The sequence below is a fragment of the Novosphingobium sp. 1529 genome (genome assembly GCF_040544855.1).
GTDB lineage: Bacteria > Pseudomonadota > Alphaproteobacteria > Sphingomonadales > Sphingomonadaceae > Novosphingobium > Novosphingobium capsulatum.
This window is the reverse complement of the sequence record NZ_JBEPKW010000002.1, coordinates 304300-321631: the sequence shown is the minus strand read 5'-3', so window position 1 is coordinate 321631 and position 17332 is coordinate 304300. Positions and strand designations below refer to the sequence as shown.

At 64.7% G+C, this 17332-nt stretch carries 14 protein-coding genes; 4 read left to right on the top strand and 10 right to left on the bottom strand.

Going from position 1 to position 17332, the window contains the following annotated elements:
- Window positions 1–4: 4 nt before the first annotated feature.
- Window positions 5–937 (bottom strand): LysR family transcriptional regulator, encoded by a 933-nt coding sequence (locus ABIC78_RS06795; RefSeq protein WP_084390744.1) that lies wholly within the window; start codon window positions 935–937, stop codon window positions 5–7.
- Between the two features lie 109 nt (window positions 938–1046).
- Between ABIC78_RS06795 and ABIC78_RS06790 the strand changes: the two genes are divergently transcribed.
- Window positions 1047–3374 (top strand): TonB-dependent receptor, encoded by a 2328-nt coding sequence (locus ABIC78_RS06790; RefSeq protein ID WP_354488465.1) that lies wholly within the window; start codon window positions 1047–1049, stop codon window positions 3372–3374.
- Between the two features lie 83 nt (window positions 3375–3457).
- Here the strand turns inward: ABIC78_RS06790 and ABIC78_RS06785 are convergent, their stop codons facing one another.
- Window positions 3458–4570, bottom strand: coding sequence for an S-(hydroxymethyl)glutathione dehydrogenase/class III alcohol dehydrogenase (locus tag ABIC78_RS06785; RefSeq protein WP_054131118.1), 1113 nt, complete (start codon window positions 4568–4570; stop codon window positions 3458–3460).
- A 100-nt stretch (window positions 4571–4670) separates the two neighbouring features.
- Here ABIC78_RS06785 and ABIC78_RS06780 point away from each other — a divergent pair, with 100 nt between their 5' ends.
- The gene (locus ABIC78_RS06780) at window positions 4671–5588 is read left to right on the top strand and encodes a LysR family transcriptional regulator (protein WP_022678292.1); all 918 of its coding nucleotides are present in this window, start codon (window positions 4671–4673) and stop codon (window positions 5586–5588) included.
- Here the strand turns inward: ABIC78_RS06780 and ABIC78_RS06775 are convergent.
- A complete protein-coding gene (locus tag ABIC78_RS06775; RefSeq protein ID WP_354488462.1) occupies window positions 5554–6849 on the bottom strand; it encodes an MFS transporter in 1296 nt (431 codons plus the stop codon). The genes ABIC78_RS06780 and ABIC78_RS06775 overlap by 35 nt on opposite strands.
- 143 nt (window positions 6850–6992) lie before the next feature.
- On the opposite strand from ABIC78_RS06775, the gene ABIC78_RS06770 reads away from it, so the two are divergent.
- Together ABIC78_RS06770 and ABIC78_RS06765 are read left to right on the top strand one after the other, a co-directional pair.
- Complete coding sequence (locus ABIC78_RS06770) at window positions 6993–9326, top strand: aminotransferase class III-fold pyridoxal phosphate-dependent enzyme (protein WP_354488460.1); 2334 nt, start codon at window positions 6993–6995, stop codon at window positions 9324–9326.
- Window positions 9327–9346: 20 nt separating this feature from the next.
- Window positions 9347–10075, top strand: coding sequence for a glutamine amidotransferase (locus ABIC78_RS06765; RefSeq protein ID WP_354488458.1), 729 nt, complete (start codon window positions 9347–9349; stop codon window positions 10073–10075).
- Here ABIC78_RS06765 and ABIC78_RS06760 read toward each other — a convergent pair.
- From ABIC78_RS06760 to ABIC78_RS06730, 7 genes are all read right to left on the bottom strand, one after another.
- Window positions 10066–11079, bottom strand: a complete 1014-nt coding sequence (locus ABIC78_RS06760; RefSeq protein WP_354488456.1) for an alcohol dehydrogenase catalytic domain-containing protein — start codon at window positions 11077–11079, stop codon at window positions 10066–10068. The genes ABIC78_RS06765 and ABIC78_RS06760 overlap by 10 nt on opposite strands.
- Window positions 11079–11918, bottom strand: coding sequence for an SDR family NAD(P)-dependent oxidoreductase (locus ABIC78_RS06755; protein ID WP_354488454.1), 840 nt, complete (start codon window positions 11916–11918; stop codon window positions 11079–11081). The genes ABIC78_RS06760 and ABIC78_RS06755 overlap by 1 nt, the downstream gene beginning before the upstream one ends.
- Window positions 11919–11951: 33 nt before the next feature.
- A complete protein-coding gene (locus ABIC78_RS06750; protein WP_354488829.1) occupies window positions 11952–13046 on the bottom strand; it encodes a Rieske 2Fe-2S domain-containing protein in 1095 nt (364 codons plus the stop codon).
- A 16-nt stretch (window positions 13047–13062) separates the two neighbouring features.
- Window positions 13063–13599: a 2,4'-dihydroxyacetophenone dioxygenase family protein gene (locus ABIC78_RS06745; protein WP_062782889.1), complete on the bottom strand. Its 537-nt coding sequence runs from the start codon at window positions 13597–13599 to the stop codon at window positions 13063–13065.
- Between the two features lie 14 nt (window positions 13600–13613).
- On the bottom strand, window positions 13614–14150 hold the full coding sequence (locus ABIC78_RS06740; protein ID WP_022678284.1) for a 2,4'-dihydroxyacetophenone dioxygenase family protein: 537 nt from the start codon (window positions 14148–14150) through the stop codon (window positions 13614–13616).
- Window positions 14151–14167: 17 nt separating this feature from the next.
- Window positions 14168–14701 carry a 2,4'-dihydroxyacetophenone dioxygenase family protein gene (locus tag ABIC78_RS06735; protein WP_062782883.1) on the bottom strand — a complete coding sequence of 178 codons (534 nt, stop codon included), beginning with the start codon at window positions 14699–14701 and terminating at the stop codon, window positions 14168–14170.
- Window positions 14702–14762: 61 nt separating this feature from the next.
- Window positions 14763–17321: a TonB-dependent receptor gene (locus tag ABIC78_RS06730; RefSeq protein WP_354488451.1), complete on the bottom strand. Its 2559-nt coding sequence runs from the start codon at window positions 17319–17321 to the stop codon at window positions 14763–14765.
- Window positions 17322–17332: the final 11 nt, after the last annotated feature.

Sequence of the window (17332 nt, the reverse complement as noted above, 5' to 3'; positions counted from 1 at the left end):
CGTGTTACAGCAACGCGGTGGCCGGTCCATCCCCTTCGCAGCGAACCACATCATGAAATGCATCGATCAGCCAGCGCAGGCCGGCGTCTTCGGCGCGGGCCCGGTGGAACTGTGCCATTTCCAGCATGGGCGGCATGGCAAAGGGCAGTGGTGAAACGGACACGGGCCAATGCCGGGCCGCCTTGGCCGCCAGGCGCGCATGCATCACCGCCAGGCGCGTGGTGCCCACCAGCAGTTCGGGAATGATGGTAAAGCCGGAAACCCGCACTTCCACCCGCCGCGTGATGCCCTGGGCGCGCATATAGCTTTCGGCAAAGGACACGCGGTTGAACCGCCCGATCTCCACCGCCACATGCCCGGCGGCCACGAACGCTTCCACATCGATCGGCTTGGCCATGACCGGATTGTCACGCCAGCCGACCACCACGTGGTGTTCTTCAAACAGCAGTTCGGCGGGATGTTCGTCGCTGACATAGCTTTCCGGTGTCAGCAGCAGGTCGATCTCGCCCCGATCGAGCCGCTGCGTGGCATCGTCGCTCAGCGGGATCACGTCGATCCCCACGCCCGGCGCCACCCGCGCCAGATGCGGCAGCAGCGGCGCCAGCAAAACGCTGGCTAGATAGTCTGACAGGCAGATGCGGAAATCGCGCGTGCTGGTGGCCGGATCGAAATGTGGCGAACTGCCGACCAGGCCATCGACATCGTTGAGGATGGCGCGGATGGCCGGCTGCAGGCGCAGGGCAAATGGCGTGGGCATCATGCGCTTGCCGTTCTGCACCAGCAGCGGATCGGCGAAGAACGTGCGCAGCCGTGACAGCGCCGCGCTGATCGCCGGCTGGCTGAGGCTGAGATGCTCAGCGGCGCGCGTGACGTTGCGCAGATCGAGCAGCGCATCGAGACAAACCAGCAGATTGAGATCGAGTCCCTTGAAGCGCATCGCACACCATAATTCTGACAAATCGAAACCGATAAAAACAAATCATTTCCATTATGACAAGGCGGTGGCGATGCTTGCACCCATAAAAAGCACAAGAGGGAGAGGCATCTTGCACTTCGACATTCGCCCCGCGGTATCGATCGTGGCCCTGGCCGCGGCGCTTGCCATGCCGGCCGCTGCCCACGCCGCATCGGCCCAATCGCCAGATGGACAAGCCCAGCAGGCACCTGCTGCCGCCGCGCCGGAACAACCGCAGGCTGGCCTTGCCGAAATCGTGGTGACCGCCCAGCGCCGCACCGAAAACCTTCAGCGCGCGGCCATTCCGGTCAGCGCCGTGGCCGGTGACGTACTGACCAAGCAGAGCGTGACGCGGGCCGATGACCTGACCCGCCTGGTCCCGGCACTGCAGGTAGCGCCGGCGGCCTCGTTCACCCAGATCTATCTGCGCGGGATCGGCACGTTCGGGGCGAATGCCTTTGCCGAACAGGGCGTGGCGTTCAACCTCGACGGCGTCTACCTGTCGCGCCCCGCTGCCCCGGCGGCGCTGTTCTATGATCTTGAGCGGATGGAAGTGCTCAAGGGGCCACAGGGCACGCTCTATGGCCGCAATGCCACGGGCGGCGCGGTCAACCTGATCACGGTAAAGCCCAAGCTGGGCGAGGCATCCGGCTTCGTCACCGGGGAATACGGCAATTACAACGCGATCAAGGCATCGGGCGCGATCAACCTGCCGCTCGGCAGCCAGGCAGCCCTGCGCATTTCGGCCCAGCATGCCCAGCATGACGGCTATTACAGCGACGGCTATGACGACGAGGACACGACCGCCGTGCGCGGGCAACTGCGCTTTGACACCGGCGACGGCTTCAACGCCAACCTGATGGTCGATTATGGCGATGTTGGCGGCAAGGGCCTGGGCGGCACGATCATGCCGCTGCTGGCGGGCAAGGAGCGCCTTGGCCCCAGCGATCCGCGTGTCCTCGCCGAATACCTGTCACGCGCGCCCACCGCGCCCGTGCCGCAGATCATCGCGCGCGGCGATGGCTATCAGAACAACAAGTATTATGGCGCGCTGGTCACGGTGAATGCCGATCTGGGCTTTGCCAAGCTCACGGTCATTCCGGCGTGGCGGCGCACTGACCTCGACTTTGTCAACTACTCGTCCAGCTTCCTGATCGACGTGACGGAAAAGTCTGATCAGATGTCGCTCGAAGCGCGCCTGGGCAACCAGAATGCCCAACTCAAGTGGGTGCTGGGCAGCTATTATTTTACCGAAAGCGTCAAGGCGAAGCAGTTCTTCGATCAGGGCAACAACGGCACGCGGATCAATTCCAACCTGGGTACGGACAGCTATGCCGTGTTTGGCGAGGCGACCTATTCGCTGACCCCGCGTTGGCGGCTGACCGGCGGCCTGCGCTATACCCACGATACCAAGACGCAGCAGACCGAAGCGCACACCTATCCCTTCGTCGGGTTCGTGCCCCCGGCCTATCCCAACTTCACGCCGATCGTCCTCGACCTGGCGACCAACGCCACCACCGATGTGAATTTCAGCAAGGTGACGTGGAAGGCCGGCATGGAATTCGACGCCGGGCCGCATTCGCTGCTCTATGCAACCGTGTCCACCGGCTTCAAATCGGGCATCCTGTTTTCCGCGCTGGGGCAGAACTATTCGCGCCCCGAACGGCTGACGGCCTATACCATCGGCACCAAGAACCGCTTCTTTGCCAATACCCTGCAGGTCAACGTCGAAGGTTTCTACTGGGACTATCGCGACCAGCAGATTTCCCACCTTGCGCCCGTGCAGGTGGCGGCAACGCCGGCCGGCGCGATCTATGGCCCGGTATTCGCCACGGAAAACGCGGGCGCGGCCAAGCTCTATGGCGCAGAAGCCGAAGTGCTGTGGCAACCCACGCGCAACGACCTGTTCTCGCTCAACGTGCAATACCTGCACGCCACGTACGACAGCCTGCAGTACAAGGCCTACTCCACCACTGGGCCCGCGCCCGTGGTGGGCTGCGCGATCACCCCCACGGCACTGATGGGCGCGAGCGCGGCGGCGCGCATCTACAACGTCGATTGCTCGGGCAAGTCGCTGGTCAATGCACCGCGGTGGGTGGTCAACGCAGGGTATGACCATACGTTCGACATCGGCAGCGCCGGCCGGATCATCGCGGCGGTTGACACCCGCGTGGAAAGCTCGCGCTATCTTTCGATCGACTATCTCGATTTGGGCCGCCAGGGCGCCTACATGATGTCGAACGCGCGGCTGACCTGGGAAAATGCGCCCGGTTCGCTGGCGATCACCGGCTTTGTCAACAACCTGGAAAACGCGCTGGTCTTTGCCAATTCCACGCAAAGCCCAGGGAAGCCCGGCGTGATCTACAACCAGATGCGCCCGCCGCGCACCTATGGCGTGCGCGGAACGCTCAAGTTCTAGGCTGCCGTCCACCGCGCTGCCATGAAAAAGGGGCCGTGCCCATATGGGCCGGCCCCTTTTTTATTGCGGCATCAAGCCCGTGATCAGAACACGATGACGCTGCGGATCGACTTGCCGGCGTGCATCAGGTCGAACGCGGTGTTGATCTCTTCCAGGCCCATGACGTGGGTGATCATCGGATCGATCTCGATCTTGCCCTGCATGTACCAGTCGACGATCTTGGGCACGTCGGTGCGGCCCTTGGCGCCACCGAACGCCGTGCCACGCCAGTTGCGGCCGGTGACCAGCTGGAACGGACGGGTGGCGATTTCCTTGCCAGCTTCGGCCACGCCGATGATGATGCTGGTGCCCCAGCCACGGTGGCAGGCTTCCAGCGCGGTGCGCATCACTTCGGTGTTGCCTGTGGCGTCAAACGTGTAATCCGCGCCGCCATCGGTCATTTCCACGACCTTGGCCACGGTTTCCTCGCGGCTCAGGCCCTTGGAATTGAGGAAGTCGGTCATGCCGAAGCGGCGGCCCCATTCCTCACGCTCGGGATTGAGGTCGACGCCGATGATCTTGCCCGCGCCAGCCAGGCGCGCACCCTGGATGACGTTGAGGCCAATGCCGCCCAGGCCGAACACCACGACATTGTCACCCACCTGGACCTTGGCAGTGTTGACCACCGCGCCCACACCCGTGGTCACGCCGCAGCCGATGTAGCAACTGGTCTGGAACGGGGCGTCTTCGCGGATCTTGGCCACCGCGATTTCGGGCAGCACGGTGAAGTTGGAGAACGTGGAGCAGCCCATGTAGTGATAGATCGGCTGGCCCTTGTAGGAAAAGCGCGTGGTGCCATCGGGCATCAGGCCCTTGCCCTGCGTGGCGCGGATCGCTGTGCACAGGTTGGTCTTGCCCGAAAGGCAGCTTTTGCACTGGCGGCATTCCGGCGTGTAGAGCGGGATCACGTGATCGCCGGGCTTCACGCTGGTGACGCCGGGGCCAACCTCGCGCACGATGCCGGCGCCTTCGTGGCCCAGCACCGACGGAAAGATGCCTTCGCTGTCCAACCCGTCGAGCGTGTAGGCGTCGGTGTGGCACACGCCAGTGGCCATGATTTCCACCAGCACCTCGCCCGCCTTGGGGCCTTCGAGATCGAGTTCAACGATCTCAAGCGGTTTCTTGGCCTCAAAGGCCACGGCGGCACGGGTCTTCATGAAGGTATCCTCCTTATCGATCGCAGTGGCCTACATCATTGCATGGCAGGCACAAAGAGCGCATTTGCGCAAAAGTTCGTTGCTTGCTTGGGATAATGCCATGTCGGACTGGGATGGGCTGGAAGAACTTGTCGCGATTGCCGAAAACGGCACTTTCGCGGCCGCCGCGCGCAAGCTGCGGCGTTCCACCTCGCACGTTAGCCGGGCGATTGCCCAGTTGGAACACCGCACTGGAACCACCCTGCTGCACCGCACGACGCGCCAGGTCTCGCTGACGGCGGCCGGGCGCGAACTGACCGAGCGCGCGCGGCGCATCATCGACGAGCGCGATGCAGCGCTGGCCGTGGCCAGCGGCGATACCGGTCTGCGCGGATCGTTGCGCATCACCTGCCCCACGGCACTGGGGGAATACTTCATCGCCCCGCTGGCGCTGCGCCACGCCATGGCCAACCCCTCGCTCGACGTGACGCTCGATTTCAGCAACCGCGTGGTCGATATCGTCGCCGAAGGGTTTGATGTGGCGATCCGCACCGGGCCGCAGGGCGATCTGCGCTTGGCGGCCCATCACCTGGGTGGGCGCAACCTGGTGACCTGCGCCGCGCCTGCCTATCTCGCGCAGCGCGGCCGCCCGGCCGAGATCGAAGAACTGGATCACCACGACTGCCTGGTCGGATCGGCCGATGTCTGGCATTTCCGCCGTCATCGCGCGGAAACGACCTATCAGCCGCAGGGCCGCTGGCGCTGCAACAATGGCCCGGCGGTGACGGCGGCGGCGGTGGCCGGGCTGGGCATCTGCCAGGTGCCGGATTTCTATGCGGCGGCTGCCTTGACCCAAGGGCGGCTGGAGCCCGTGCTGGAGGCGTTCCGCGCCACCGAGGAAGCCGTCTGGGCCATGCACCCACGCCGCCGCCTGGTGCCGCGCAAGGTCACCGATTTCATTGCGCTTCTGGCGGCCGAACTGCCTGCCGCGATGGCGCGTGGCCTTACGCCAGCGGATCATCCCGGCGCGTGTCCTTGAGCATCAGGCCCGCGACCAAGGCAACTGCGGCCAGCACGGTAACATACCAATAGAACCCGCTTTCATGGCCGATCTGCTTGAAGCCAAGCGCCACGTTTTCCGCAGTGCCACCAAACAGTGCGTTGCCCACGCCATAGGCGAGGCCCACGCCCAGCGCGCGGACGTGCACTGGAAATAGCTCTGCCTTGAACAGCCCGCTGACCGAGGTGTAGAAACTGTTGATCACGAGGCCGGCCATCACCAGCAGCCCGGCCACCCACACGCTGCGGCTTGCCGCCAGCGCGGTGAAGATCGGTACGGTCAGCGCCATGGCGAGCGCAGCGAACAGCACGATGTTGGAGCGGCGACCGATCCGGTCTGACAGCGCGCCCATGACCGGCTGGATCAGCATGAACGCCACCAGCACTACCGTCATCAGCAAGGTTGCGTCGGGCTTGGTCATGCCCACGGTCAGTACGAGGTATTTCTGCATATAGGTGGTGAAGGTATAGAACGACAGGCTGCCCCCGGCCGTGAGCGCCATGACCAGCAGGAACGGGCGGGTGTGATGGGCGAACAATTCGCGCAGGGTGCCGGCACCGTCCCGCCCTTGCGCGGCCTGCCCGGTTTCGTGCATGTGCCGCGACAGCCACAGGATCAGCGCCGCACCGCCCGCGCCGATGACAAAGCCGATGCGCCAGCCATAGGCTTTCATCGCTCCCTCGCCCAACAGGTGTTGCAAGGCCAGGATCACCAGCGTGGCCAGCAGTTGCCCGCCAATCAGCGTGACATACTGGAACGAGGCCCAGAACCCGCGCCGCCCGCGCCCGGCGATCTCGCTAAGGTAAGTAGCCGCGGTGCCATATTGCCCACCGGTGGAAAAGCCCTGGAGCATCCGTCCCAGGAGCAGCAGCGCGGGCGCGGCAATCCCCACCTGGCGATAGGTCGGCAGCGCCGCGATCAGCAGGGCGCCCAGCCCCATCATCAGCACCGAGACGACCATGGCCCGTTGCCGCCCGTGGCGATCGGCAAAGCGGCCGAAATACCAACCGCCGATCGGGCGCAGCAGAAAGCCCACGGCAAAGATGCCACTCGTCGCCATGACCTGAACCAGGGCGTTGCTTTCGGGGAAAAATTCCGCCGAAAAATAGAGCGCGGTAAAGGCGTAGATATAGAAATCGTACCATTCGATCAGATTGCCGGCCGACCCGGCCAGGATCGCGCGCAGGCGCTGCGCATCGGTGATGGCGGCAGCATTGCCCCGGTCTGCATGGCTGGCCATAGCCCACATTCTCCCGTGATACGATCAGGTTGCCATCCCGCTTTAGCTGCCTGGCCTGTCTCCGCAACTACAATGCCCTTGCGATCTCAGATGCAAAGGCCCTATGCAGGCGGCGAGGACGGAGCAGCGGCAGGGACGATACGGTGGCAGGATTGGCAGTTCATGATGCACTCGACGCCATTCCACCAGCCTTTCCGCTGCAACAGGTGCAGGAGCGGGTTCACGCCGAGTGGGGATTGCGCGGCCAGTGGCACGCGATCAACTCGGAGCGGGACCAGACCTGGCATCTCACCGATGATGCTGGATCGGATTACGTGGTCAAGCTGTCGCACCGGATGGAGCAACCGGCCACGGTGGATTTCCAGATCGGGGCGCTCGATCACATCGCGCGGATCGACCCGCAACTGGCGGTGCCACGGATGGTGCCTACGCTTGCCGGCGCCAGGCGCACGACGATAACCGCCGATGATGGCACGGTGCACATCCTGCGCATCCTGACCTATCTCGACGGCAGGATCGCCCAGGATGCCTTTGCGGACTGCACCGATCTCGCAGCACTGCGCCGCGCCACGGGCGCCTTCGTGGCGCGGTTGAGCCTGGCGTTGCGTGGCTATTTCCATCCCCATGCGGCCAGCAACCGGCACGATTGGGATCTTTCGCGGGTGACTGCGCTGGCCCCGGCCCTGCCCCGCATTGCCGATCCGGCCCTGCGCGCGCAATGCGCCCAGGTTCTGGCCGAGGCGGACAGCCGCATCTATCCGGCGCTCGCCCGCACGCGCCACCAGGTGGTGCATCAGGACGCGCACATGGGCAACCTGCTGGTCGATCCGGCACAGCCCGCAAACATCGTGGGCGTGATCGATTTCGGCGACATGCTTTATGGTGCGCTGCTGGCCGATCTGGTGACGGCGGCAGACTGTTTTCCCGATGAAAGCGCCGATCCGCTGGTCATCCTGGCCGAGGTGACGCAGGGCTTCGACACGGTCTATCCGCTGGAAGAAGCGGAAATCGACCTGGTGTTCGATATGTGCTGCCTGCGCCTGGTCAACACCGTGCTGGTAGCCAATGCCCGGCGTGATCCGGCAGACGAAACGCCCGATGCGCATCTGGGCGGCGGGCGCAAGCATGGTGCGATGCTGGCCAAGTTGCTGGCAGTGGGCCGCGAGGCCGCAACCTACGCGCTGCGCCGGGCCTGCGGTTTTCCGGTGCCCGCGCTGGCCCCGGATCCGGCAGCCGCGCGCACCGACCTGCTCGCGCAGCGGGACGCGGCGTTTGGCAAGATCTGGCACTTCTATGAAACGCCGCTGCATCTTACCCGTGGACAAGGTCCCTGGCTGATCGGCGCGGATGGCACGCACTATCTCGACGCCTATAACAACGTGCCTCAGGTGGGCCATTGCCACCCGGCCGTAGTGCGCGCCATCGCGCGCCAGGCTGCCGCGCTCAACGCCAACACGCGCTATCTGGCCGACAGCCCTGGTTCCTATGCCCAGGCGCTGCTGGCCAAGGCACCGGCCGGGTTCGATGTCTGCTCGTTCGTCAATTCCGGCAGCGAGGCCAACGACGTGGCCGCACAGATTGCCCGCTTTGCCACCGGGCGCACCGGCGCCGTGGTGATGCAAGGCGCGTATCACGGGATCACGGCCACCACGGTAGAGCTTTCCCCGCTCACCAAGGCGCCGCCCGCGCATGTGGCCTGCCTGCCCCCGCCCGACCTCTATCGCGGCGTGGCGCCCGATCCGGCGGAAAGCTGGGCCAAGGCCGTGGCAGCGCTGGCCCAAGCCGGCCACCAGCCGGCGTTCCTGATGGTTGACACCGCGCTGACCAGCAACGGCGTGCCCGGCCAGCCAGAAGGCTATATGCAAGGCCTTGCCCGTGCCGCGCGCGCATCCGGCGCGCTGGTGATTGCCGACGAGGTGCAAGCCGGGCTCGGCCGCATGGGCAGCTTCTGGGGATTTGCCACTCAGGGCCTGGACCAGGTTGACGTGATCACGCTGGGCAAGCCGGTCGGCAATGGCCATCCGCTGGGCGTGGTGTTGACACGGCGCGACCTGTGGCAGGCGTTCTATGCCGATTGCGAAGTGTTCAGCACGTTTGGCGGCAACAGCGTGTCCTGCGCGGCGGGGCAAGCCGTGCTGGACGTGATCGAGCGGGAAGACCTGATCGCCCGCGCCAACCAGGTGGGAGACCTGCTGCGAACCGAACTGCGCGCGCTGGCACTGCAATTCCCGCTGATCGGCGACGTGCGCGGGCGCGGCATGTTGACCGGGCTGGAATTCGTCACCGATCAGGCGGCTCGCACCGCCGCCCCGCACCAGGCGCGACAGCTGGTGGAACGGATGCGCGAAAATGGCGTGCTGGTGGGCACGTCGGGCGAATATCGTGCCACGTTCAAGCTGCGCCCGTCGCTCACCTGGACGGAAACCGAAGTGGCGTTCTTCATCGATGCCCTGCGCAAGAGCCTCAACGCCCTCTAACGCCTGCGAAAGAACCGATCGTGCCCAAGCCACTGCTGATCATCCAGCCAGCAACCTCGTATGACGACATGCCCGCCACCTGCGCCGTGCACGGGGACGAGGTCGCCTGGTTCAGCGCCGGCTGCGGGGTGCCGCGTGACGAGATCGTGGCGATCAAGGTCTATCAGGACGAGCCGCTGCCCGATCCAACGGAGGTGCGCGCCACGATCATCACCGGCGCGATCGACATGGTCACCGATGGCCACCCATGGATCGAGCGCACCGCCGCCTGGGCGCGTGACGCCATGGCGCATGGCGCGCCGATCCTGGGCGTGTGCTTTGGCCACCAGTTGCTGGCCCATGCCCTGGGCGGGGTGGTGGACGATAATCCGCGCGGCGCGATGTTTGGTGGGGTAGACGTGGCCCGCACCCCAGCCGGCGCGCAGGACGCGCTGTTTGCCGCGCTGCCGCCGGTGGCGCGACAGATGGTGTTCCATTTCCAGTCGGTGCTGGCCTTGCCGCAAGGGGCACAGGTCCTGGCCACCAGCGGCCACGATCCGCACCACGCCGTGCGCTATGCGCCGCGCGCCTGGGGCGTGCAGTTTCACCCCGAATTCGATGCCGCGATCATGGCCGGCAGCTATGACGTCTATGCCGATGCCATTGCCCGCGCTGGCTTTTCCGTGCCCGCCCTGCGCGCTGCCAATGCCGATACGCCCGACGGCCCGGCGCTGTTACGCTCGTTCATCGCGGCGGCCGATCAGGCCTGATCACCTGGCGCGATCAGCACCTTGCACTGATGGGTGCGCTGGCGCAGGCTTTCGAACACGTCGGGCGTCTGCGCCAAGGCGATGGTATCGGTTACCAACAGGCGCGGTTCGGCCAGGCCGCGATCGAGCGCGTCGAGCGCGGCTTCGTATTCCTGCCGCGTGAAGAAGGCAGAGGTGATCAACCGCACTTCCTTTGACAGCATGGCAAAGGTGTTGAGCGTGTCGGGCCGGGTGCACAGCCCCAGCAAAACGATGGTGCCGCGGTTGCGCGCGGTTTCTACCCCTTGCGCGATCAGGCCGGGCACGCCGACGCATTCGAACACCAGATCGGCCGGGCCGCCGAGCGCGCGCTGGGCTGCGGCCACCGGATCATCGGCCGCCACCACGAACTCGTGCGCGCCCATGGCAAGCGCACGATCCCGCTGCCACGGGGCGATATCCTGCACCACCACGCGCCCGGCCCCGTGCTGCCGCGCCCAGAATGCCACGGCAAGGCCAATCGGCCCGGCGCCCAGCACCAGCACCTTGTCTCCCCGGCGCAGGCCAGACAGGCCGATGCCATGCAGCGCCACGGCCAGCGGCTCGATGATCGCGCCATCGGCCAGGCTGGCGCTTTGCGGCAGGCGCACGCATTGGTTAGGCCGGGTGAGCGCATATTCGGCATAGCCGCCACCCTGCAGGCCAAAGGCGGTGCACCATTGCACCTCTCCGGCGCGGCAGGCCGGGCAATCGCCGCAGCTTTTCAACGGGCTGACCGCCACGCGATCACCCACGCGCCAACCGGCGACATCACGGCCCAGGGCCACCACTTCGCCGGCAAACTCATGCCCCAGGATAGAGCCGGCGCCTTGGCCATAGGCGGGGTCTTCGGTCATGTGCAGATCCGATCCGCAGATGCCGCAGCGGCCCACCCGCACCACCAGATCGCCCGCCCCTGGCACGGGGTCGGGCACGGTTTCCAGCGCCAGGGGCCGGTGCAGCCCCTGCATCACCACCGCGCGCATTACTGGTACTTGCCCAGCATCATGCCGCCATCGATCACCACGTGGCTGCCGGTCATATAGTCAGACGCATCTGAAGCGAGCAGCAGCGCGAGCGGCTTGATCTGCTCAGTCTCGGCCAACTTGCCCAGCGGCACGATGGCATCCCAGGCGGCGCGCGCCACCGGGTCTTTCTTGAGCCAGCCGCCGCCGATGTTGGTCACGAACGGGCCAGGCGCGATGGCGTTCACGCGGATGCGGAACTCGGCCAGTTCCAGCCCCAGCGCACGGACCATGTGCAGCACCCCGGCCTTGGCCGGCATATAGGGCAGGCCCACGATCGGCTCTGTCACCAGGCCGGCGTTGGATGCGGTGCAGATGATCGAGCCGCCGCTGCGCCCGTTGGCGCGGCCGGGTTGTTTCATGATCCGCACAGCGTTGGAAATGGTGTAGAATACGCCGTTGAGGTTGACCGCGATCGACTTGTCCCAGCGCGCCGGATCATAAGTATCGACCTGGCCTTCCGGGTTGCGATGGCCCGCCGGGTTCCAGAAGCCGGCGCCAGCATCGATCCCGGCATTGGCAAAGCAGATATCCAGCCCGCCGAACGCGCTGGCGTGTTCGGCAAAGGCGGCGGCCACCGCATCGAAGCTGGATACATCGCAATGGACGGCGCGGGCGTCGTGCCCCGCCTCGCGCAGCAGGGCGGCTTCGCGCTCTGCACCGGGCAGATCGATGTCTGCCAGGGTGACCGCCGCGCCGCCTTCGGCCATCGCCTGGGCATAGGCAAGGCCAATGCCGCTGGCAGCCCCGGTGACCAGCGCGCTGCGCCCGGCGATGCTGAAACGATCGATAATGGCCATGACTTTCCTCTCCAATGGGGGGATGCCCCGCGTTTACGCGGTGGCTTCGGTGTCTTGCGGCAGGGTGGCGCCCTGCTCGCGTGCGATCAGGCGCTGCAACAGCCGCCGGGCGCGGATGCCGCCGCCATCGCCGCCAAGGACCAGCGGCTTCAACGCCCAGAAATCAGCCCCACGCATCAGGCGGTGGCTATCACGGATGATCGGCATGTCCTCGCGTTCGAAGGCATGTTCGAGCGCGGCCTGCATGCCTTGCGAAAACGCCGCATCGCCCAGCGCGAAATCGCGCCCCGTCGCCCAGATATAGTGCGTGGTATCGGGCGTTTCGGGAGTAAAGGCATGGAGCGAGGGTAGCAGCGTGCATTGCTCACGCGGTGTGCCCGGCGGGCCGGCGACATAGTCAAAGCGCAAGACCGCCGGTGCGTGCCAGGTCACCTCGCCATAGAAATCCTGCGCCTGACCCACGCGGCCCAGCATGGCGCCGATGCCATCGGACAGCGTGTCATTCAGGCGGACATATTCGGCATGCACCGTTTCGCCGTCCTGCCAGAAGCGCCGCTCTCCTTCGATAAAGGCGCGGGCGACCAGCGCGGGGTGGACGAAGTTGGCATGGCTGAGATCGAGGATATTGTCGCTGTAGAGTTCGTAATGCCCTTCGGCACGGGTAATGCCGTGCACCACCGCCCAAGCGGAATCGACCAGCCAGGAAAAATCCGGGATCAGCGCGGCATCGGCGCGTTCCGCCTCACCCATCCAGATCCACAGCAGGCCATGGCGCTCGACCAGCGGATAGACCGGCAAGCGTGTGGCGGGCAGCTGCCCACCGGGGTGGGGATTGTGCACGCAGGCGCCCGCGCCATCAAAGCGCAACCCGTGATAGGGGCACGCCAGCGCGCCATCGATCACCCTGCCCTGTCCCAGCGGGGCAAAGCGATGGGGGCAGCGTCCACCCACGGCATGGGCGACGCCCGCCTCGTCGCGAAACAGGGCAACCGGCTCTTCCAGGAAGATCCGATCAATCGGATCGCTGCCCAGGTCATCGGCCCATCCGGCCACGTACCAGCAATGGCGCAGATACGTACCGCGCGGCGGACCGGCCAGAACGGGGATGGAAAGCGCCGGCGCCAGCATCACGCTACCCCGCTGCTCACAGATAGAGTTGCTTGTTGATCGGGATACCGTGTTCGCGGCAGTAGCTTTCATAGTGGTTCATGAACCACCACACATCGAGCGTTTCCACGTGGTTGCCCTGGGCATCGAAGAACTCGTTGGCGCCCTGCATGTGAAACAGCGCCTTCATTCCCTGGGGATCGTCGGTCACCAGGGTGTGCGCGGTGCCCGGCGTTTCGGTGATGAATTCACCCGGCTTGCACACCCAATCGTATTCGAGATAGCGGAACGAGCCTTCCAGCCCGATCGCCCAGACCTTGCCCCGGTGCTTGTGCGTGCCGATCACGCCGGGGCCCTTGATCCACAGGATGTTGACATAGATGTTTTCGCGTACGTCGAACGCCAGGTGGCGGATCGCGGCGTTGTCACCAAACGGAACCCACGGGCTTTCCGCCTCGCCCGCGCCGACATAGGTGCCTTCGACTCCGCGCGCGCGGATCAGGTCGCCGTAGAGTTCGGGCACCGAGACGATTTCATAGGCGGATGAGGGCGGCGCCTTCATGCTGCTGGCCATGGCGTTTGCCTTTGTCAGAGATAGAGCTTGGGATTGATCGCAAGGCCGTGCTCGCGGCAGTGCGTCTCGTAGTGGTTGATGAACCACCAGACGTCGGCGGTATCGACCAGATTGGCCTGGTCATCGTAGAAATCGATCGGTCCCTGCATCCAGCCGAACAACTTGCAGCCCTGCGGGTGATCGGTCACCAGCGTGTGGCTTTCGCCCGGCGTTTCCAGGATCAGGCCCCCCGGCGTTGCCACCCAATCGTATTCGAGATAGCGCACCGATCCTTCCAGGCAGACCATGGTGATCGTGCCGCGATGGAAATGGGTGCCGATCACGCCTGGTCCCTTGACCCACAGGATGTTGGAAAACAGATTCTGGCGCACGTCGAACGCCAGGTGCTTGATCGCCGCGCCATCGCCGAACGGCACCCATGGGCTGTCCACGTCGGTGGCGGCATCGATATAGCGGCCGCCGGGGCTGAGCCGTTCGACCAGGGCCTTGTGCGGGAATTTCACGTCGACGATTTCCGCCTTGTTCGACGGAGGGGCTGTCATCACGGTCATGGGGGGATCTCCGGGGTTCAGCGGATCAGGGTGTCGACGTAATCGGCGCCGATGCCGACAGCGGCATAGTGCGCGCGGGCGGCGGCGATATAATCGAACACGTCGTAATGGCCGATGGTGTTGCCGGCCTCGTCCAGCCACATCAGCGGACCGGACACGACGAAGAACACCTTCATCGGGTCTTCGTGTTCATAGCATACCAGGGTGTGGCTCTCGCCCGGGGTTTCATAGATGAAATCGCCGGCGGTGGCCGTCCAGGAATGTTCGAGATAAGCCCACTTGCCGCTGATGGTATAGGCCCAGATCGGATGCGGGTGATAGTGGCGGTTAACCAGGCCGGCCTGCTTGCTCATCAGCACGTCGGCCCACATGTTCTTGGATGGGCTGATCCATACCGGCTTGGAAAACACGGTTTCGCTGATCGGCACCCAATAGCGTTCATCGCCTTCGGCAATTTTGGGCATATAGACTTCGGGCAGGCCACCATCGCGGAAGACTTTCTCTACCGGCTTGATGTCTTTCCAGAATTCGGCGTGGGGGGCTTCGGGCATTATCGTTCTCCAGGGGAGGAGCCGGGCAGCGCGGGGACGCGCGCCGCCCGGCCTTGTTGCGTCAGAACTTCACGCCAACGCGCGCATACCATTCGGCCGGACGGCTATAAGTGCCGTAGATCTGGCCGCCGGCCAGCTGTGCCTGGCCGGTAGTGAGATAGCGTTCGTTGGTCAGGTTGGTGCCGCCGGCCGTAAGCTCCCAGCTGCCGCCGGGCGCGCGGTAGGTGACAGAGCCGTTGAGCACGGTGGTGTGTTGGCGATCGAGCAGGAACGTGCCTTCGGTGTCGTTCTTCATCATGCTGGTGAAGGTGACGTCGCCAAGGAACACCAGGGTGCCGTGGCTGCCCAGATCGGCCTGATAGCGGGGCGATACGTTGAATTTCCACTTGGGAGTCTTGGGCAACGTGGCCCCGGCAAAGACCCCGGCCTGCAGCGCGGAGGGTGCAACCTGCGCCGGGCCATCGACGCTGGTGTACTTGGCATCGGTATAGCCGAGCGAACCGGTGATGGTCAGGCCGCGCGCCGGGGCTGCCACCAGTTCCACTTCAAAGCCCTTGATCCGCGCGTCACCGGCATTCTGGATGGTGGGCGAAACCCCCTGCTGGAAGTTGAGCTGGATGCCGTTGTAGTTGGTGAGGAACACCGCGCCGTTGATCTGGAGATGCCGATCGAGCAGTTCAGACTTGATCCCCGCTTCCCAGGTTTCGGCCTTTTCCGGGCCAAAGCCCGGCGCATAGGGCAAGGGGTTGGACAGGCGCGTGGTCCAGCCGCCGGTCTTGTAGCCCTTGGACCAGCTGGCATAGACCATGATGTCCTGCGTAGGATGCAACTGCACGCCAACCTTGGGCGAGAAGTTCGAGAACGTCTTGTGCTGCACGCCGGCAACGTAATAGCGCAGCGGCTGCCCGGCATTGGGGAAGCCGTTGTCCACGCGGCACGCATCGCTGATGGGATTGAGCGAGGCGCAGTTGGGATCGCCGAAATAGTTCGCGAGCTTGTAGTTCAAGCCGTTGGCATCGGACTGGAAGCCTTCGAACTCCTTCTTTTCGTGGGTATAGCGGCCACCCACGGTAAAGGCGATCAGGTCTGACAGGGCATAGTCGACCTGGCCATAGAATGCATAGTTCTTGGTCGACAGGTTGTTGGGCCCGTCCACCTGCAGCAGGCCTTCGGCAAAGGTCACATAGTCGTGCAGGTCACCGCTTTCGGTGAAGTAATAGGCGCCGAGCACATACTTGAGCTTCTTGTCCACAGCCGTGCCAGTGAGTTGCAGTTCCTGGCTGAACTGCTTCTGGTTCATCGAGAAGCTGGTGTGGAGGAAGTTGAGCGGCGAACCGTCAAGGTCCATGCCCACCACCCAGTGCAATTCGCGATAGGCCGTAATCGACTTGATCGAGGCCGTGTCAGACAGATCGAAATCGAGCGTCAGCGCGGCGCCGCCCTGCTTCAACTTGTTGAAGTTGTTGCCGTTGGCATAGGACGTGTCGATGTTGTTGGTGACGAACCGATTGTCATAGGGCAGCCGGTTGTTGTCAGGATTGTTGTCGGTGTTGACGCCATAGATAGCGGGCAGATCGAGGATCGAGTTGAGCCCGCCGCGGCGATAGAGATAGGCGGCCGAGGGCGGCCCGCCGATGAAGCTGTCGCACGGGCCGGTAACGCCGCCCACGGTGGTGGTGGGATTGCCGGCGATCGCGCAGTTATAGGTGCCGGCAAACACCGCCGGGAAGGTGGTGATCACCTTGTTGGCGATCTGCGAGGTATCCGTGCGGCTATAATCCCCGGTCAGCGTGGCGCGGAACGTGGCGCCGTTGTAGCGGATCTTTCCGCGCAGGTTCCAGGTATTGTCGCCCCCTTCGGTGCCATAGCCCTGGTTGCCGTAACCGGCCGCCTTGAGCGAGGTGATCGGATCGAACGCATAGTTGCTGGCGCCCGGATAGGGAATGCGATGCAGGTAGCCATCGCGCTTGGTGATCGCAAAGCTCAAGGACGAGGACAGCTTGTCGGCCAGCGGCATGTCGACCGTACCCTTGGCGCTGAACAGGCTGTAGCTGCCGGTCATCGCGCTGCCGACAAAGCGGAACGTATCGCCCGGATCGTGCGTGACGATCGAGATGGCGCCACCGATCGTGTTGCGGCCAAACAGCGTACCCTGCGGCCCCTTGAGCACTTCGACGCGCTCGACATCGGGCAGGTCCTGGTTCGCGCCGACCGAGCGGGCAAGATAGACGCCGTCGAGATAGATGCCCACGCCCGGATCGATGTTGAAGGCAAAATCGTTAGCGCCGATGCCGCGGATATAGGCCGCCAGCACCTGGCTCGACCCCGAAAACGGCGTGCCGGCATCAAGCGTGACGTTGGGCGCGATGTTCGAGAGCGAGGAAACGCTGGTCACCGCGCGCTCCTGCAGGGCCGCTGCGGTGAAGGCGCTGATGGCGATCGGCACATCCTGGACGTTTTCGGCGCGCTTCTGCGCGGTCACGACGATTTCCTGGATGCCCCCGTTGCCGCTCTGCGCCTCTGCCTGTGGCGTGGCCTGGCCTTGCGGCGCTTCCTGCGCCATCGCCGGGCTGGCCAGTGCAATGGCCAGTGCGCCCACCGATACCGGTGCGAACTTCATGGTCTCTCTCC